16 protein-coding genes are annotated in these 18,369 nt (G+C 38.8%); 2 read left to right on the top strand and 14 right to left on the bottom strand.

What is annotated here, in order from left to right; genetic code table 11:
* Nucleotides 1-16 precede the first annotated feature (16 nt).
* Both LDK52_RS13575 and LDK52_RS13570 read right to left on the bottom strand, forming a co-directional pair.
* Nucleotides 17-676, bottom strand: a complete 660-nt coding sequence (locus LDK52_RS13575) for an amino acid ABC transporter permease (protein ID WP_277586497.1) — start codon at nt 674-676, stop codon at nt 17-19.
* Nucleotides 677-757: 81 nt separating this feature from the next.
* Nucleotides 758-1,585: a transporter substrate-binding domain-containing protein gene (locus LDK52_RS13570; RefSeq protein WP_277586496.1), complete on the bottom strand. Its 828-nt coding sequence runs from the start codon at nt 1,583-1,585 to the stop codon at nt 758-760.
* A gap of 269 nt (nt 1,586-1,854) precedes the next feature.
* On the opposite strand from LDK52_RS13570, the gene LDK52_RS13565 reads away from it, so the two are divergent.
* Nucleotides 1,855-2,409: a helix-turn-helix domain-containing protein gene (locus tag LDK52_RS13565; protein WP_277586495.1), complete on the top strand. Its 555-nt coding sequence runs from the start codon at nt 1,855-1,857 to the stop codon at nt 2,407-2,409.
* A 544-nt stretch (nt 2,410-2,953) separates the two neighbouring features.
* On the opposite strand, the gene LDK52_RS13560 is transcribed toward LDK52_RS13565, so the two are convergent.
* From LDK52_RS13560 to LDK52_RS13505, 12 genes are all read right to left on the bottom strand, one after another.
* Nucleotides 2,954-3,907: a nuclease-related domain-containing protein gene (locus LDK52_RS13560; protein ID WP_277586494.1), complete on the bottom strand. Its 954-nt coding sequence runs from the start codon at nt 3,905-3,907 to the stop codon at nt 2,954-2,956.
* Between the two features lie 485 nt (nt 3,908-4,392).
* Nucleotides 4,393-5,517: an acetylornithine transaminase gene (locus LDK52_RS13555; RefSeq protein ID WP_277586493.1), complete on the bottom strand. Its 1,125-nt coding sequence runs from the start codon at nt 5,515-5,517 to the stop codon at nt 4,393-4,395.
* Entirely contained in the window at nt 5,514-6,293 is a 780-nt protein-coding gene (argB, locus tag LDK52_RS13550; RefSeq protein ID WP_277586492.1) for an acetylglutamate kinase, read from the bottom strand. The genes LDK52_RS13555 and argB overlap by 4 nt, the downstream gene beginning before the upstream one ends.
* Nucleotides 6,256-7,482, bottom strand: coding sequence for a bifunctional ornithine acetyltransferase/N-acetylglutamate synthase (argJ, locus tag LDK52_RS13545; RefSeq protein WP_277586491.1), 1,227 nt, complete (start codon nt 7,480-7,482; stop codon nt 6,256-6,258). Before argJ ends, argB begins: the two co-directional genes overlap by 38 nt.
* 17 nt (nt 7,483-7,499) lie before the next feature.
* Complete coding sequence (gene argC, locus LDK52_RS13540) at nt 7,500-8,534, bottom strand: N-acetyl-gamma-glutamyl-phosphate reductase (protein ID WP_277586490.1); 1,035 nt, start codon at nt 8,532-8,534, stop codon at nt 7,500-7,502.
* Between the two features lie 166 nt (nt 8,535-8,700).
* Complete coding sequence (locus LDK52_RS13535) at nt 8,701-9,387, bottom strand: L-ribulose-5-phosphate 4-epimerase (RefSeq protein WP_277586489.1); 687 nt, start codon at nt 9,385-9,387, stop codon at nt 8,701-8,703.
* A 21-nt stretch (nt 9,388-9,408) separates the two neighbouring features.
* The gene (locus LDK52_RS13530) at nt 9,409-10,944 is read right to left on the bottom strand and encodes an FGGY-family carbohydrate kinase (protein WP_277586488.1); all 1,536 of its coding nucleotides are present in this window, start codon (nt 10,942-10,944) and stop codon (nt 9,409-9,411) included.
* 38 nt (nt 10,945-10,982) lie between these two features.
* Nucleotides 10,983-12,056, bottom strand: a complete 1,074-nt coding sequence (locus tag LDK52_RS13525) for an alcohol dehydrogenase catalytic domain-containing protein (RefSeq protein ID WP_277586487.1) — start codon at nt 12,054-12,056, stop codon at nt 10,983-10,985.
* 19 nt (nt 12,057-12,075) lie between these two features.
* Nucleotides 12,076-13,068 (bottom strand): ABC transporter permease, encoded by a 993-nt coding sequence (locus LDK52_RS13520; protein ID WP_277586486.1) that lies wholly within the window; start codon nt 13,066-13,068, stop codon nt 12,076-12,078.
* Entirely contained in the window at nt 13,061-14,569 is a 1,509-nt protein-coding gene (locus LDK52_RS13515; RefSeq protein ID WP_277586485.1) for a sugar ABC transporter ATP-binding protein, read from the bottom strand. The genes LDK52_RS13520 and LDK52_RS13515 overlap by 8 nt, the downstream gene beginning before the upstream one ends.
* A 62-nt stretch (nt 14,570-14,631) precedes the next feature.
* Nucleotides 14,632-15,585, bottom strand: a complete 954-nt coding sequence (locus LDK52_RS13510) for an ABC transporter substrate-binding protein (protein WP_277586484.1) — start codon at nt 15,583-15,585, stop codon at nt 14,632-14,634.
* A gap of 272 nt (nt 15,586-15,857) precedes the next feature.
* A complete protein-coding gene (locus LDK52_RS13505) occupies nt 15,858-16,439 on the bottom strand; it encodes an ANTAR domain-containing response regulator (protein WP_277586483.1) in 582 nt (193 codons plus the stop codon).
* 75 nt (nt 16,440-16,514) lie between these two features.
* Between LDK52_RS13505 and LDK52_RS13500 the strand changes: the two genes are divergently transcribed.
* A complete protein-coding gene (locus LDK52_RS13500; protein WP_277586482.1) occupies nt 16,515-18,368 on the top strand; it encodes a GAF domain-containing protein in 1,854 nt (617 codons plus the stop codon).
* Nucleotide 18,369 lies beyond the last annotated feature (1 nt).

Genomic DNA, 18,369 nt, shown 5'->3' with positions numbered 1-18,369 from the left:
TACTCCCTCCTTAACGTTATGCATCGCTTCTCGATAATCGTTTTTCGAAGTATCGAATGATTAGTGATAGGCTGAATGTCATGATGAAATAGACTAGTGCAACGAATGTCCATACTTCAAGCGAGCGGAACGAGGTTGCTACCAGGTTTTTTGCATTTAGCGTCAACTCGGTTGCTGCGATTACGGATACTAGTGATGAATCTTTGATAAGCATGATGAATTGTGATGCAAGCGGCGGTAATACGCGTCTAAATGCTTGCGGTAAGATAATGTAAGTCATTGCTTTTGTATGAGACATTCCTAGTGAGCGAGCTGCCTCCATTTGTCCTTTTGGTACCCCTTGAATACCGGAGCGAACGATTTCAGCAATGAATGCACCAGCGAATATTGCAAGTCCTACAATCGAGCCCCAGTAGGAACCTAATGAGAAGAATTGCCCTAAAACATAGAAAATCCAAATGAGTAGTACGAGTAGCGGTACTCCTCGAATGATTTCAATATACGCAGATGAGATGTAAAAGATAATTTTGTTTTTCGAGATACGTCCGAGTCCAAATATTATACCTATTGGAATCGCCAATAGGATGGAAATCGCAGAAAGTTCTAGCGTCTTCAGCGCACCTTCGATGAACACGTCCATATTTCGACTAATGACACTCCAGTCGTACTGATACATAGTTGTTCCTCCTCTAAGTTGGCTGATTATGATGGATTAATATGTACTGAGCAGGGATTTTTCCCTACTCGGTGAAATGTTCTATTCTTCTACAACTTCATCCAACCAGTCAGAAGACTCAAACCATTTTGCACGAGACGCTAATTCTGTTGGACTTCCTAGGTAACTATTTAGGAAAGAGTTAGTCCATTGTATTGTTTCGAAATCATTTTTCTTAATAGCAATCCCTAAATTCTCTGTTGAAATTAAACCTTCAATTTGAGTCACAGCATCCTCGTTACGTAATTTCCATACAGCGATTGCTGGCTCATCGTAAACTACTGCGTCTGCTTGGCCTTGTGCCATTGCCGCTGCAGCTGATGGGAATTCTTCAAAATCTAATATTTCAGCATTTTTAAATACATCTTTCGCAAGTAAAGCACCAGTTGTTCCGATACCAACCGCAATTTTATTTCCTTTTACATCAAGATCTTGCCATGTTTTTGTTTTTGTATCTGAGCCAGGAACCATTACTGCTTGCCCAGTTTGGAAGTATGGATTTGCAAAGCTTACTGCTAATGCACGGTCTCCTCGAATTGTCATACCAGCGAAGATCATATCAACCTCGCCTGTTTGTAGTGCAGGAATCAATCCATCAAATGTGAATTGTTTATATTCTACTTTAATATCTTTTCCTAACGCTGCTCCAAGTGCATTCGCCGTGTCTACATCATAGCCAACGAAATCGCCTTTTGGATCTTTCATATCAAATGGGAAATATCCTGGAGACATCCCGATTACAAGTTTCTTTTCCTTTAATACCTTTTGGATTGTGGAGTTTTCTGTTGATACTCCGCCGCCTGAATCATCGCTACACCCTGCGATCATTAATACGGTAATCATAAGTACAGCTGCTAACCATTTTTTCATTTTCATTACCCCCGTTTTTGAAATTTCTCTGTTCCCCTTTGAAACTAGTGAATTATTAGTAGTATAAATTATTATTATTCACCTGTCTACATAAAAAATTATTATTTATAATATTTTTATTATTGATTCTATTTGCAAAAAGGTGCAAAATGGTATATATATAGTTGTATTATATGGTTTTTAATATGTATTTAGTATTTTTATATATTTTAAAATCAGAGTGTTTTATTATTCTGTCTAATGTATTTTTATTCATAAGGGGTGTTTTAATGGTATTTCCTAAGAGTGAGGTTGGTAAGCGAATTAAGTATTTACGTAAGTTTCAGGGATTGACGTCCGATGAGCTGGCGAAAAAAACGAATGTGAGCCAGAGTATGATTTCGCAAATTGAGCGCGGACAGGTATCCCCTTCGTTGGAGACGTTGTGGAAGTTAAGCCATAGCTTGAAGGTTCCGGTGTTTTCGTTCTTCGAGGCGGAGGAGAGTAATGCGGTAACTTTGACTCGTAAAGGTGAAGGTAATCTGATCAAGCGCGTGCGGCCGAATGTGGAATATGAGCTTTTGTCGCCGAGTTCGGGTAAGCAGATGAGTTTTTTTAAGATGATTGTGTCGCCGGGCGAGGGTACCGACGATCCGCTGATGTTCCATGGCGGCGAGGAATGCGGGCTGATGCTGGTTGGTAGTTTGCGGTTGGAGATTGAGGGCGAGATTTATGTTATTGACGAGGGGGATAGTATTTACTTTGATAGTTCGCTGCCGCATCGGTTTTTGAATGATGGGGATGCGGATGCGGTGGCTGTTTGGACGATGACGCATAATTTTTAGGTGAGGGGTCTTTCGCGTGGGCGGAGGGCTTTTTTTGTTGGTGGTTTTTTTGGCGCTCTCGTATAGCAGTTGTCCTCTCGCGGATAGGACGACTTTCCTCTCGTATACGGGTGACTCTCTCGTATAGCGGTTGTTCTCTCTCGGATAGAACGGAAATCCTCTCGTATACGGATGGCTCTCTCGTATAGCAGTTGTCCTCTCGCGGATGGGACGAAGTTCCTCTCGTATACGGGTGGCTCTCTCGTATAGCGGTTGTTCTCTCTCGTATGGAACGAAAATCCGGATAGCTCTCTCGTATGGCAGTTGTTCTCTCTCGGATAGAACGGAAATCCTTTTTTATACAGGTATCTCTCTCGTTCAGCGGTGGGTCGCTCTCTTATGGAGTGGAATTCCTCTCGTTTATGAGAGGCTCGGCTGTCCGCTGATTGGTTTCACTATTATATGGTTAAGAAATGGTTCCCATTTTATTGCTTTCCAGTTTTGATTAACATTCCATTAGTTAGACTTAATAATAAATAAAGCCCTTTGACAGTGGTCAAAGGACTTACTTCGGAAAGATCATTTGGTATTTAGTGCTTGAGGATTTTCCTACTTTAGTTAGATTTGCTTTTTTCATTATTCTAGTAGCCTCATGGTTGTTGTTTAGGCGCAAGAATTGTCTGCACTCTCTGTTTGATAGTGTTTTTCTAGCTATTAAAAAATATTCTTTAATTGTTTGTTGATGTGCAGTTTGACTCGTTGAATTACATTTAGGGCAAACCCACGTGCGTTTGACTTTTTTGATTCCAATATAGGTGCATTTTTCGCAGATTACTCCAGTGATTAAGTCATTGGGCTCAATCAAAAAGTTTTCACTTAGCGGAAATGGTTTATAGTCTTTGCTTTTCTGTAAAATGAGATTTTTTATTCGTTCGAGTTGCGTTTCGGTTAAATGAGGCTTTTGAGTTTTTATTGCTCTTAGATAAGGGAGTAAATCGTTTTTTAAGAGAATAGTTGCACGGTTGGAAGAATTGATGATATGCAGTGTTTCAAAGGCGAAGACAACAGCACCTAGCACTGGAAGATTGATATTGAATTGTTTGAAAAAGTAGGTTAGTTGGTAAATATAATCTTCTACCTGTGACTCGGGGCTGCGACAGACATTTATTGTTCCATTCGCAAGGGTCTGAACCATTTGGCTGGGGTTGGATGTTATTTCGACGGTGTCTTTAAAGTTTTTCACTTCCAGGATTAATGCGTAATGCGGGGTAACGATTAGGATGTCCATTTGGATTAGCTTTTCGGCGTAGAGACTGATGTTGTGGTAGGCGTGAAATGGATACGGGAGTTTGAGTTTTTCCAGTTCGCGCATTACTACCTCTTCTCCAATGTCTCCACCAGCTTTGTTTTTTGCTTTTTTCTGCATCTTTCTGTGCATCGGATGGGATATTGGGAGTCTTGTTGCAAGTGAATTTAGTGCTTCTGCTTCTAGTGTTCGTTTGAATGGTTTTACTATCAATATTTATCACCTCCATGATAGATTAGCATATTGTTTTTGGGGAATCTATCTAATTTTCAATTTTACATTTCTGATGGTTGTTTTGCTGTAGAAATGGAATAGTTGCGTATTTTAAACAATTAAAAGAAGGATTGATTATTAGTAATTGAGGTTGATATGATTGCGTTTTTCAATGGATCGGAAGGTATTCACCTATGAAATTGTTGGGGATTATACAAAATTAAGAGGCTGTTAGAATTCATGATTTTTAGGTGCTTTTCATTTTGATGAAAAGCTTGCGGTTGGGGTTTATTGTGGGATATATGGGAGATTCCACTTGTGTGTGAGTGAGGCTCTCTCGTATAGGCGGCGTTCATTCTCGTATAGGTCGATATCTCTCTCGCATGAAGCGGGGCTCTCTCGTGTAGGTGGCGATCGCTCTCGTATGGGCATGATTAAAGGACCTGCCGAGCCGGCAGGTCCTTTAGCGATTTAATTCAAGTTGATTAGGAAAGGATTGCTTGTAAGATGTCGACGGCTTGGTCGATTTCTTGGGTTGTTACGGTTAGTGGTGGCAGGAGGCGTATGACGTTTGGTCCTGCCGATACTAGTAGTAGGCCTGCTTGGTCGGCGGCTGTTATGTAGGTAGCGACTTCTTCTTTGCATACGATGCCTAATAGTAGGCCAGAGCCGACAACCTTGTGACTTGGTAGAGCTTCGTTTAATTTCTCGATAAGATAAGCAGATTTTTTATTCACATCTGCTATGAATTCTGGTACAAATACGTTGTCTAGAACGGCTTGTGCGACGGCTACTGCTAGAGGGTTTCCTCCGAAGGTTGTGCCGTGGGTGCCGGGACCTAATGTGTCGTGTAGGTCAGCCGTTCCGAGCATTGCACCGATTGGGAACCCTCCGCCTAGTCCTTTTGCTAACGTGATGATGTCAGGTTTGAGGACGGTTTGCTCGTATGCGTAGCGGGTACCTGTGCGGCTAATGCCTGTTTGGACTTCATCTACGATAAGCAGGATACCGTTTGCAGCGCATATGTCAGAGATGGCCTCGGCAAATTCGGGTGTTACTGAGCTGACGCCGCCTTCTCCTTGGATTACTTCGAGCATGATTGCTCCGACTTCATCGTCGATTACTGCTTCGAGGGCAGCTATGTCGTTGAATGGGACAGTTTTGAATGTTTCGAGCAATGGACCGAAGCCGTTTCGTATTTTGTCTTGGCCAGTGGCGGACATGGCACCGAATGTGCGTCCGTGGAACGATTTTTCAAAGGTGATGATGGTGTGCTTGCCGGTATGTTTGCGCGCTAGCTTGATAGCAGCTTCGTTTGCCTCTGCTCCACTGTTGCAAAAAAATGCGTGGGCAAGGTGTGTATCGTTTACAAGGGTTTCCGCAAGTTTTTCCTGTTCTGGATTTTCGAATAGGTTCGATATATGCCAGAGTTTCTCACTTTGTGCTTGAATCGCTTGGACTATCGCAGGATGCGTGTGACCAAGACTGAGCACGGCTATACCACTTGTGAAATCGAGGTAGTCTTTTCCGTTGGAGTCTGTAACGATTGTACCTTTCCCTTTGACAAGATGAATTGGTCGGCGCGTATAATTTTGGAATAATGAGCTCATGCGTATACCTCCTGTTGCAAAATGGTTGTGCCGGATAGTTGATCGTCGACGATTTGGACGGATGGAATACCTGCTGTTAGGCAGTCAAGAGCCGCTGTTACTTTTGGAATCATCCCTCCGTAAATATCACCAGAAGTGATCCAGTCCGTAATTTTTTCGGACGTAACAGTTTGTTGTACTTCTCCACCTATTTTTATACCTGGTATGTCGGTAACGAGTTGTAGACTTTCTGCTTTTATCGCTAAAGCGACTTCGCTCGCTACTGTGTCGGCATTGATGTTCAGCGGGACTCCTTCTGCCGTGCAACTAATGCTTGAAATGACTGGTGTGATTCCATTTTTTAGCAATGTTTCGATAAGTGACGTATTCACCTGTTGGATTTCTCCGACAAAACCGTATGTTGCTTCATCTAGTATCGTGCACTGCAGTAGTTGGTTATCGTAGCCGCTTAGACCGATTGCTTGGATTCCGCTTTTATTCAGTTGATGCACTAATGCTGGATTTACTTGACCGATTAGTGTTGACTGGACGATTCCGATTGCTTCAGCGGATGTCACGCGTAGTCCATTAATAGAAGTAGATTCTATTCCGCTCGTAGCCAACGCTTTATTGATCGCTGGACCTCCACCGTGAACGATGACGATTTCATTGCCCACCGCTTGCAGTTTTTTGAAATTGGTGAAGAAGTTTTCATTTAACCCCTCGAGCATACTACCGCCTAGCTTGATGACGATGCGTTTAGGAGCGGTACGTTGCGTTGATTTGGACGTAGTCATATGTCAAATCGCACCCCCATGCAGTTCCTTGGCCATTGCCTTGATGAATGTCGACGAAAATTTTGACTTCTGGTTGCTTCAAATAAACGATCAAATCCTCTTCGGAGAAAGGCACTGGCTCGCCGTTTTCTACTACTTTTGTCGTGCCTAGTAGGATAGTAATGGCGTTTGGATCAATTGTTGCACCGCTATAGCCGACCGCAGCAATGATTCGTCCCCAGTTTGCATCATTTCCAAAGATGGCTGTTTTTACAAGCGGAGAACCGACTACTGTTTTGGCGATTTTACGCGCTTCTATATCAGTAACGGCACCTTTTACTTCCACTTCGATTAGCTTTGTTGCGCCTTCCCCGTCTTTCGCGATCATTTTCGCTAGATCTTGTGAAACGGTGTGTAAGGTTTGCACGAAGTTTTCCCAGTCTGGATGGTCCGGTGTTAATGTGTTATTTTGCGCCATTCCATTTGCCATTACGATGACCATATCATTGGTCGATGTGTCACCGTCCACTGTAATTGCATTGAAAGTCACGTCGGTAATAGCTTTTAGTGCGTCTTGAAGATGGTTGGATTCGATATTCGCATCGGTAGTAATGAAACCAAGCATTGTCGCCATATTTGGTTCAATCATGCCAGAACCCTTTGCGGTTCCTGCGATAATTACTTCTTTACCGTCAACGATTGTGGAATAAGTTGTATTTTTCGTTACAGTATCTGTCGTCATGATTGCTAATGAAAAGTCGATCGCACCTTCCAGATCGTCCACTGGTTCTAGCTTTTGGATCCCTGTAGTTACTGGCTCCATTTTCATGAGCTCCCCGATTACTCCAGTAGAAGCAACTCCGATAAGGGATGGGTCAATGCCTAGTTTTTCTGCTGTGAGTAGTTGCATTGTGTATGCGTCTGCCATTCCTTGTTTTCCTGTGCAGGCATTGGCGTTTCCTGCGTTGACGATGATTGCTTGCATTTTACCTGTCTCATAGACGACATCTTTTGTGATGAGAAGTGGTGCCGCTTTGATCGCATTCGTTGTGAAGACGCCTGCTACACTCGCAGGTACGTCGCTAACTAGTAGTGCTAAATCCTTCTTTTTGTGTTTTAAACCACAATGGATTCCTGTTGCCTGGAAGCCCTTTGGTGAAGCGATGTTTTTATAAGAGATGCTTTTCATCGTAATCGTTTTTGTCGTCATCGGTTTTCCTCCTCTGTCTAGATAAATAGTGGAACTTGCTGAAGACCAGTCGTTTGGTCGAGATTAAATTGTACATTCATATTTTGAATTGCCTGGCCTGCTGCTCCTTTTACAAGGTTGTCGATAACTGAAATGATTGTTGCGCGATTTGTGCGTGGGTCGACTTTCACGTGAATATCACAGAAATTAGAGCCGTATACTTGATTGGTACCGAATTTGTCGGTTTGTTCGATGATTCGGACGAATGGATCGTATGCATATGTTTCTTTCAATGCGTTTGTCAAACGTTGCTCGGATACGTTCGGTTGAAGAGCGGCATAGCTTGTTGCTAGAATTCCTCTAGTCATTGGAACAAGATGCGTTGTAAAAGTGATTGGTGAATCTTGACCTGCAAAAATGTTGATCGCCTGTTCGATTTCCGGTATATGTTGGTGTTGATGTATTTTGTATATAGCAGTGTTTTCATTTGTTTCGCTGTAGTGTGTCATTTGAGATGGTTTGTTACCCGCTCCTGATACGCCACTTTTTGCGTCTATAATTATATTCGTTGTGTCAATTAAGTTTTCTTTTATTAGCGGTAATAAAGAAAGCAATACCGCTGTCGGATAGCATCCCGGGTTTGCGATTAGATCAGCCTGCCTGATTGCGGCTTCGTTCCACTCTGTTAGACCGTAGACACTTTTCTCTATTGCATCAGCTGGTGCGGGTGTTTTTTTGTACCACTGCTCGTAATCTGCTGGGTTTTTTAAACGGAAGTCACCCGATAGGTCAATAAGCTTCGGACCACTTCCTATTAAAGAAGGTAAAATCCCGGTAGATACCCCTGAGGGAGTACTCGTAAAAATGACGTCATATTCTGTTAGTCTATTATGTTCGATTGCTAGAAGCGCTTGATCGTGTATATTCAATAAATGTGTATATTTATGCGAAAATTGCATTCCTTCTTCTGAAGAAGTGAATAAATCAATATGCTCGGCTTCTGGATGATTATGCAATAGCCTTATTAACTCTAGTCCACCGTAACCAGTTGCTCCTATAATTCCTATTTTCATATCTATCACTCCAACCGTAAGATTAATGATTAGTATAATACTGCATAATTATAAAGTCAATTGTATTTTTAATTATTTTTAATAAATATATCAGATAATTCAAAAAACCCTTCGTAAGGAACAAAGGGTTTTTCGAATTACTCATGGCTAATTAATCAATTTTTTCCTACTGCCCATAATATGCATTTGTACCATGCTTCCGTAAAAAATGTTTATCTAATAGGGTTTTTTCCATGTTGTCTACTTTTGGTTGGAGCATACATGTATTAAACGCTAGCTTCGCAACTTCTTCCATTACTACTGCATTTTCAACTGCATGCTCAGGTGAAGTTCCCCAATTGAAAGGTCCATGTTTATCTACAATCACACCTGGAAAATACAATGGATCTCTGCCTTCCATCGTTTCTACAATAACTTTTCCAGTATTAAGTTCATAATCTTTTTGAATTTCACTGTCCAATAAAGCCCTTGTGCATAATATTTCACCATGGAAATAATCTGCGTGCGTTGTTCCAAAAGCCGGGATATTTCGACTAGCTTGAGCCCATGATGTACACCATGAGGAATGGGTGTGAACCACCCCCTGTACTTCATCAAAATTTTTATAAATTTCCAAATGAGTCAGTAAATCTGAAGAAGGCTTTAGTTTTCCCTCTACAATATTACCTTGCAAATCTACTACGACCATGTCATTGAAATCCATATTGTCATATGAGACACCACTTGGTTTAATCACAACTAGATTTTGTTCTCGATCAATTGCACTAACATTTCCCCAAGTGAATAAAACTAAACCATGATAAGGCAATGATTGGTTGGCCAATAGTACTCTTTCTTTTAGTGTCTCTAACAAGTGTAAACACCTCATCCCATATTAGTTTGTATTAGCTAAGGTCCACATTGTTTCTTTCACATTTTCATAAAGCTTCTTATACTCTTCATAGTAAATGTTATATAACTGATGATTTTTCATGTCGGGCTCTATTGGCTCTTCAAAGTCTAACCAGTCTTTGACTATAGATGCGTCTTTTATGACACCTGTTCCGATACCAGCTAGTAATGCGTCACCTAATGTAGCCTCTACATCATTTTTAATAATTCTTACTCTTTTTCCTGTTACGTCAGCATAGATATGCGGCCAAATTAGAGATTTAGAACCACCACCTACAATAATTACGTCACTGTCTAACTGGATATTAGTACCCGCTACCATTTCCATATTGTGACGAAGCGAATAAGCTACACCCTCCATTAATGCTTTGTAAATATCCGCTTTGTTGTGCAGAAGGCTTAATCCTATTATTAAGCCTCTGGCATCACTATCCCAAATAGGACTTCTCTCTCCCATAAAATATGGCAATGCAATTAAACCGTTTGATCCTGCTGGAACATCTTTTGAGATCAAGTCCAGTAGTGTGTATGCATTAATACCTGTTAAAGATTCAGCTTGCAGCTCATTTTCACCAAGAATATTTTTAAACCATTTCATTAATGCACCAGCTGTCGCTGCACCACCGAAGGTATAAATCTTTTCCAACGGATCAATTGCATGGGGCATACTCACCAGATTTGGAGAGAGATTCGCTTTACTTGTGACAAATCCCCAACACATAGAGGTTCCTAGCATAGCAACATGATTGCCTTCTGCAAGGGCACCCGCACCAATAGTTGAAACTGGGGCGTCCACCCCTCCACTTACCACAGGAGTACCTTCTGCTAGTCCTGTTATTTTAGCCATCTCAGAAGTGACTCCCCCTACTATTTCTGTAGAAGAAACTAATCTTTCTGGTAGCATCGAAATAGGAATTCCTAGCTTCTCTGCCATAATAATCGACCATTCTTTATTTCTAAGATCAAATACTCCACCTATGTTCCCTGCTGAAGAAAAATCAACTGCAAGACTATTAGTAAGTTTATACACTAAGTAAGGTGCGGGTGGAATAAAGTAGTTTATTTTATCCCATATGTCCGGATGATTATTTTTATACCAAAGGATTTTAGTGAATCCAAAATATGAGTTAACCGAGTTTCCTGTAATCTCGAAAAGCTCGTCAAGATCAATATTTTGTTGAACCCATTCGACTTCTTTTTTTGCTCTTCGATCCATCCAAATTAGGCATGGAGCAAGAGGTTCCATATTTTCATCAACTGGTATACCCGAACCGCCATAAAGACTACTTATTCCTACTCCTTTAATTTGTTTTGGTTCAATTCCTGATTTTTTGATTACATTACTAATCGTCGTGTAAGTTGCTTGCTCCCATACATCTGGCCATTGCTGAGCCCAAGATTGCTTAGGCGTTTCCACGTCATAACCGCTGTAACTATGAGAAAGAACTTTCCCATCTTTGTCTATAAGTACTGCTTTTGTTCCTTGTGTGCCAATATCTACACCAATTAGATAATCCATGTTCTATCCTCACTTCCTAAAGCTTTAAGATTCTCGTGCTACGGAATAAGTTGTACTTTGATTGCTTCTGAAGTTTGAGCTGTTGCAATAGCCTCATTGAACTCTTCAATTTTATACTTGTGTGTAATGATTCCTTCTGCTGTAACTAATTTTCTTTCAAATAAATCAATGGCAATTGGATATGTATATGGCCCTAAATGGGATCCACGTACATCGAGTTCTTTTTTATCACCAATAACGCTCCAATCAGTAGTTACTTCTGAGCCGAAGACGCTAAATTCTACGAAACGACCTAATTTTCTAACCATTTGAAGACCTTGCGTTACACCAATTGGTGAACCAGTTGCCTCTATATATACATCACAGCCGTACCCATCTGTTAAATCCTGAATGTACTTAACTGCATCGATTTTAAGAGGATTAATAACTTCATCTGCCCCTAATTTCTTCGCAATTTCTAGTCTTTTATCATTTGTATCAAGAACAATTAGTTTCTTTGGTGTTTTTAGTGCAATTAGTTGTACCATACATAAACCTAATGTCCCTGCACCCGCTAATACAACCACATCTTCAAATTCAATAGTTCCTCTTTGAACCGCATGAACAGCACATGCCATCGGTTCTATTAAACTAGCTTCATCTGCAGTAACCCCATCTGTAATTTTATAAACTCGAGAAGTATTACTAAAACGCATGTATTCAGCCATACCGCCTTCAGCAATTCCTTGTTGGAAGCCGTAGATATTATGAACTTGACACATCCAATATTTACCACTATCACAGAATCTACATTTACCACATGGGTTAATTTGATCAGCTGTTACACGATCTCCAATTTTAATATCATGTTTTTCTCCAGCACCTTCACCTAATTCAACTACAGTACCGTAAAATTCATGACCAGCAATAACTGGTGCTTTTAACCAAGGGTTCTCTCCTGCCCAGTACATATCAGATCCATGATATGCTTTAATATCACTTCCACAAATGCCACATGCTGCTACTTTTATAACTACTTCGCCTATTCGTGCTTTAGGAACTGCTACATCCTCTACTCTATAATCTTCTGGTCCGCAGCAAACAACTGCTTTCATCATTTTTTCATCTGACATCTATAATCTCTCCTTTAATCTAGTCAACTGTTTTCTTACTGCTAAAGTAAATTGCTCCAATAATAATGATTCCTGTTAATACCATCTGTACATAGGAAGACACGCCCATTAGGTTTAATCCATTCGAAAGAACACCCATTAATAATGCTCCTAGTAGGGTTCCACCTATATGTCCACGACCCCCAGCTATACTAGTTCCGCCTAATACAACTGCAGCAATTGCACTCAGTTCATAGCCTTCTCCAGCGTTTGGTTGACCTGACATTAGTCGTGACACTAAAATCATTCCACTAATGCTAGCCGTAATCCCACTAATCACATAAACCATAATTTTGTACTTTTTAACTTTTACACCAGATAATCGTACTGCTTCTTCATTTCCTCCGATTGCATAGATATATCTACCAAATGGGAGGTGATTTAAAATAATATAAGCTATAAGAAAAACTACGGCCATAATCAAAACAGGCACTGGAATTATCCCAAATACATAACCTCTTCCAATAACCGAAAAATTACCTGGTAATCCTGACAGAGGATAACCACCTGTATAGAGTAAGCCTGCACCGCGAGCAATTTCCATCATTGCTAAAGTTACAATAATTGCTGGTATTCTTGCATAGGCAACTAACGAACCCGTGATATAGCCAATCAATACTCCGATTGCAATCCCAATTAATATTGCAAGAATTGGAGGTAAAGAGAAATTTATCATCATACCTGCCATCATTGTTCCTGTAAGGGCCATCACAGAACCAACGGAAAGGTCAATTCCTCCAATTAAAATTACAAATGTCATACCTACAGCCAAAATCCCCACAATGGAAACTTGTCGAAGAACATTGGTTAAGTTAGACGCTGTTAAAAACTGGTCACTACCAAAACTCATGATAGCCATTAGAATAATAAAGCCTATCAGTGTGAACATTTCAGGATTCTTAAATAAATTTTTAAACTTCAGACTCATAGCTGAAGACTTAGGTCTTGTTTGATTGTCTGCTAGATTATTCATTGTCTACACCACCCGTTGCATAATACATAACCTTTTCCTGTGTTGCTTCTTCCCCAGCAAGTTCTGCTTTTATCTCGCCTTTATACATCACTAAAACGCGATCACTCATACCTAAAATTTCTGGTAGTTCTGAGGAAATCATAATGATGGAGATTCCTTTTTTCGTTAAATCCCTCATAATTTTATAAATTTCTTCTTTCGCACCGATGTCTATTCCTCTTGTCGGTTCATCAAAAATCAGTACTTTACAATCTGTATTTAACCATTTCGCTAAAACTACTTTTTGTTGATTTCCTCCACTTAAGAACTTAACTTGTTGGTTAGCACTTGGTGTCTTTATTCTTAAATCCTTTATAGAGTTGTTCACAATTACTAATTCTTTTTTTCGATCAATCAGTCTCATTTTGCTTTGCAAGACTTTCAGATTAGGTAATGTGATATTCTTCGCTACAGTCATTCCTAAAACTAAGCCTTGTGTTTTTCTACTCTCGGGTATTAAGCTTATCCCGTGTTCTAGAGCTTGTGTCGGTGAGTTTATAGAAACACGTTTATCATTGATATATACTTCTTTTTCCTTTGTTGGGTCTGCTCCGATTAACGCTCTAACTGTCTCCGTGCGACCAGCACCAACAACCCCTGCAATACCCAAAATTTCGCCTTTATTTAAATGAAATGAGATATTTTTTATATGATTGTTGCTAAGTTTTTTCACATTCAGCAACCAATTTTCTTCCGAATTTTGGACTTTCAATTTTTCTGGAAAAGCATTTATAACTTCTCTGCCAACCATCATTTTTATAATGTCTTGTTTCGTAACTTCACTAACTTTTTTTGTATCAATCCATTCACCATCTCTAAGGCATGTTAGTGAATCACAAATTTGTGAGATTTCATCTAAGTGGTGGGATATGTAAATAACGGTAACTCCTTGAGCTTTTAATCTTGCAATTAGTTCAAATAACTTATCAATGTCTTTGCCTGTTAAACTTGCAGTAGGTTCATCAAATATTAGTACTTTCGTTTCTATGGATATCGCTTTGGCGATTTCAATAAATTGTTGGTTTGCTACACTTAATCTGGAGACTAGATGGGTTGGATCAATCTTTGCGTTCAATTGATCTAATAGATCTATAGCTTTTGATTTCATTAATCTTTTGTCTAATACTGTACTCCACTTTTTCAGCTCTCTCCCTAAAAAAATGTTCTCAATGCCATTTAAGTGTGGAATTAAACTGAACTCTTGATGGATAATACTTATACCTTTTAATTGAGCATCTTTTGGATCATTAAATTCAACCTTTTTTCCTTCATAAATGATTTCTCCCGATGTCGGGGTATATACTCCCGATAGGAGTTTCATCAATGTAGATTTTCCAGCACCATTTTCTCCGACAAGCGCATGAACCTCTCCACGCTTAATCTTAAAGCTGACATCATTAAGTGCCACGACACCTGGAAATTCTTTTCTTATATTTTTCACTTCAAGAATAGTTTCACTCATTTTTACCACCTTCCTCGCAACTTAAGGAAATAGTAAGGCACTAATTAGTGCCTTACTAATTACTACCAGCTAAAACCTTCTGCGTTTTCAATTGTTATAAGCTCTACATCTATTGGAACTTCCTTAGGAACTACTTCCGCCCCCCATAGTTTAGCAAGTGCCATTCCCAAAGCAATTCTTACTTGGTCAGCAGGGAATTGTGCAGAAGTCGCTTTAAATGCCCCGCCAGCTAAAATAGCTTCAATTACTTCTGGGTGTCCATCAACACTGTATAACCAAACATCTTTTCCAGAGGCTTCGATTGCCCCAAGAGCTCCTAAGGCTCCTCCATCATTTACACTGAAAAGTGCATCCAAGTCAGGATTAGCTTGTAGAATATTTTCAGTAACGTCAGTAGCAACTGCACGATCTTGTTTACCATTTTGAATATCAACAATTTCAATTCCTGAACTTTCAGCAACAGCTGCTTTAAAGCCTTCTACTCGTTCTAAAATTGGTACTACTGGGATTCCGTCTAGAATTGCCACTTTCCCTTTTCCATTCAAATCTTCAGCCATCTTTTTACCCGCTAGATAACCAGCATCATAGTTTCTTGAACCAACGAATGTATCGATTGGTCCACTTGCCTGTGCATCTACTGCAACAACTATTACTCCTGCTTCCTTAGCCGCAACTACTGCAGGCTCTATGCCTTCACTATCTGTTGGATTAAGAATTAGGATATCAATACCACGTTGAATCATATCGTCAATGTCATTCGCTTGTTGAGCTACATCATGTGCAGCATCTGTTATAATAACTTCTGCTCCAATGCTATCGGCCGCTTCTTCAAAAGCCTTTTGCATGGAAATAAAGTAAGGATTATTTAATTCCTGAAATGAAATTCCTATTAATAAATCTTTTTTTTCTCCCGATTTCCCTTCACCTTCTGTAGTACCTTCTCCATTACTACATCCAAAAGCCACTAATACTAGTCCCATAAGGATAATTAAAAATTTTAAGCTAGTTTTTTTCATTGTCATTTTCTCCTTCACCCCTTTTATTTTTAAAGCGCTTACAAAAATACCCACTCCTCCTTTAACTTTAAATAACTTGATGTTTGAAAAAAAAATAAAGAGCACCTTGAAATAAACAGGATAATTCCTGCTATTCAAGGCACTCTTCACCTAGTTATATCAACTCGCCAGCCGTAAGCAAATTGCATAACAAATATTAAATTTTCAAACTATTATTAAGCACATTATATACTTAATAATAATTTAATGTCAATGTAATAATTGGTATTTAATCAGAATAATTCGTCAGCTTGTATTAAGCTTTTGGCAACCTGCACAACTTTTTCGTTTTTTTCGTTACTAATCTTTTGGAGTAATTTCATCGCTTCTGGTTCAGACAATTCTTTTCTTTTCATAAGTATTCCCTTTGCCTTCTCAATAAACACCCTATTATTTAAGGCCTCTTTTGTTGTTTTTAACTCCGTGTTTAACTTCATAATTTCTTCTGCTTTACTCATACTTATTTTAATCGCAATACTCAAATCTTTTTCATCTACAGGTTTCACAAGATAATACAAAACACCTTCAGCACTAGCTCTTTCGATCAATTCCGAATCATGATACGCACTAACAATTATCGATGGAATAAACAATTTTTCATTGATTCTTTTTATAGCCTCTATCCCATCTATTAATGGCATATTAATATCCATAATCAATAAGTCAGGATTATAGATATTAGCCAATTCGACAGCTTCTTGCCCATTCTCGGCTTCGGCAATCACTCTATGACCAAGTGATTGCAGCATAACCTTAAACCCTAATCGATTAATAGAACTATCATCAGCTATAAGAATTTTTAGTTCTTGACTCATATTTATACCTCACTTCTATAATTCATCCTATGATTATGTTAGGATGTTTAGTAATAATATCGATGGAGTGATTTGATGTATCCTTTACTAGAAATTAAAGAATTAACTTTTTCAAATCCCGATGGTTCACTTAAAAACCTTTCAATCACTCTTAATCAGGGCGAAATTCATGCACTAGTTGTAAAGAATACTTCGGATCAGGCATTAGTAATGGCAGCGTTACTAAAATTTCAAGAATCAAAAGAAATTGAAGGTGAAATTCTCCTGTCCAACGTAACACTTGCTAAAGGTAAGCAAAGTTTTAGGAAGGAAAATATTCAGTTTATGCATGCAAAAACCCAAGTTATCGAGAACTTATCTGTTACTGAGAATATGTATATGTCGAGTATGCCTAGGTTTAGACCATTGCCATTTATTAATTGGTACGCTGCAAAGAAGAAAGCTTACCGAACGCTAATCGAAGCTAGTTTTGATATCAATCCTAGCATTAGAATATCAGAGTTGTCGAGAGAAAATAAACGAATTGTCTATTTTTTAAGATTACTATCTCATGATCCTAAAATAATGATACTACAAGAACCTTTTGAAGATTTGTCTGAATCGACTATTACAGTTTTTAAAGACCTTATTAAACGTTACGTAAATAATGGTGGTAGCATATTATATCTAACCAAACAGTGGGAAGATGCTTTAATGATTTCTAATAGAATATCTATCTTATCTAAAGGGAAAATATTAAGTGAAATGTCTACCGAAGAAGCAACTAAAAACCCAGCTGAACTTGTGAGACGTATTGAAAATATTAACTTAATCAATAAATCAATTGCCGAAGTGGAAGATAAAGAAACTCAACAATTACTAGAAGCTGTCTTTAAAGCAGCTGAGTTTTTAACTTCAGAATACGAATTAAACGATATATTGCAACTATTAATTTCAGAGGCTATCAAAGCTTTAAACGCAGTAAATGGATCAATTATTCTCTATGATGAAAAAACAAATTCCATCATTGATGAGTTTGTTATAAATGATAGCAATATTCGTTTTCAAAGACTTAACCGTTCATCCATTTACAATGTGGCTGAAAGTAAACAAGTGTATTGGGCCAATTCAACTCACGCAAATTTCAAAACTAATTTTAATAACACAGCGGACATTAATAGCTTTATTTGTGCCCCCATTCTATCCAGAGAATTGTATGGAGTTATACATCTGAACTTCACAGAGTTAACTACTTTTACCGATAAAGAAATAAAATACTTAAAAGCCTTTTCTAGGCACGCTGCTTTAGCCATAGAGGATACTCGTCTAATGGGTAATTCCATAATGATGAAGGAGAGTCACCATAGAATTAAAAATAATCTTCAAACCGTTTCCAATTTAATTTTATTGCAGAAAAATGCCCTACTGACCAATCCTGATAAAACTATTGATGAGACATTAGATAATATCTCAAGTTATGTTAAAAGTATTGCACAAGTACATGATTTAATGTCCAAAGATCATATGGGACGAAGTATTATAAACCTTAAGGATTTGATCTTATCAATTGTACAGTTAATGAATATAAACCCTGATATTACAGTGAGTATGGAATTGGAGGATATTTTCATTCCCTATAATAAGGCAACTTCCATTGCATTAATCATTAATGAGCTATTAATGAATTCTTATAAACACGCATTTAATTCTAATAAAACAGGTTCCATCAATGTCAGTAATTATAAAGATAATGACCAACTTGTTTTTTCAATTCAAGACGATGGTATCGGCCTACCAAAAGATTTCAATGTAGCTGACTCCAAGGGACTAGGTCTATCCGTTATCGAAACAATACTGAAAAGCGAATTTAAAGGAAACTTGAATTTTATTGGCTTGGAAGAGGGCTGTCAAGTAGAAGTTAAAATTCCACTTCAGAGATTATTTTCTTAAA

The organism is Psychrobacillus antarcticus, from assembly GCF_029533155.1.
Lineage (GTDB): Bacteria > Bacillota > Bacilli > Bacillales_A > Planococcaceae > Psychrobacillus > Psychrobacillus antarcticus.
Note: the sequence above shows the minus strand (reverse complement) of the source record. Positions and strands in the feature narration are given on the sequence as shown.

What these genes read in the sequence shown, in the direction of transcription:
- LDK52_RS13510 (WP_277586484.1), bottom strand. Translation starts at nt 15,585, where the DNA reads ATGAAAAAAACTAGCTTAAAATTTTTAATTATCCTTATGGGACTAGTA.
- LDK52_RS13570 (WP_277586496.1), bottom strand. Translation starts at nt 1,585, where the DNA reads ATGAAAAAATGGTTAGCAGCTGTACTTATGATTACCGTATTAATGATC.
- argJ (WP_277586491.1), bottom strand. Translation starts at nt 7,482, where the DNA reads ATGACGACAAAAACGATTACGATGAAAAGCATCTCTTATAAAAACATC.
- LDK52_RS13525 (WP_277586487.1), bottom strand. Translation starts at nt 12,056, where the DNA reads ATGTCAGATGAAAAAATGATGAAAGCAGTTGTTTGCTGCGGACCAGAA.
- LDK52_RS13500 (WP_277586482.1), top strand. Translation starts at nt 16,515, where the DNA reads ATGTATCCTTTACTAGAAATTAAAGAATTAACTTTTTCAAATCCCGAT.
- LDK52_RS13515 (WP_277586485.1), bottom strand. Translation starts at nt 14,569, where the DNA reads ATGAGTGAAACTATTCTTGAAGTGAAAAATATAAGAAAAGAATTTCCA.
- argB (WP_277586492.1), bottom strand. Translation starts at nt 6,293, where the DNA reads ATGACTACGTCCAAATCAACGCAACGTACCGCTCCTAAACGCATCGTC.
- LDK52_RS13505 (WP_277586483.1), bottom strand. Translation starts at nt 16,439, where the DNA reads ATGAGTCAAGAACTAAAAATTCTTATAGCTGATGATAGTTCTATTAAT.
- LDK52_RS13530 (WP_277586488.1), bottom strand. Translation starts at nt 10,944, where the DNA reads ATGGATTATCTAATTGGTGTAGATATTGGCACACAAGGAACAAAAGCA.
- argC (WP_277586490.1), bottom strand. Translation starts at nt 8,534, where the DNA reads ATGAAAATAGGAATTATAGGAGCAACTGGTTACGGTGGACTAGAGTTA.
- LDK52_RS13555 (WP_277586493.1), bottom strand. Translation starts at nt 5,517, where the DNA reads ATGAGCTCATTATTCCAAAATTATACGCGCCGACCAATTCATCTTGTC.
- LDK52_RS13565 (WP_277586495.1), top strand. Translation starts at nt 1,855, where the DNA reads ATGGTATTTCCTAAGAGTGAGGTTGGTAAGCGAATTAAGTATTTACGT.
- LDK52_RS13575 (WP_277586497.1), bottom strand. Translation starts at nt 676, where the DNA reads ATGTATCAGTACGACTGGAGTGTCATTAGTCGAAATATGGACGTGTTC.
- LDK52_RS13520 (WP_277586486.1), bottom strand. Translation starts at nt 13,068, where the DNA reads ATGAATAATCTAGCAGACAATCAAACAAGACCTAAGTCTTCAGCTATG.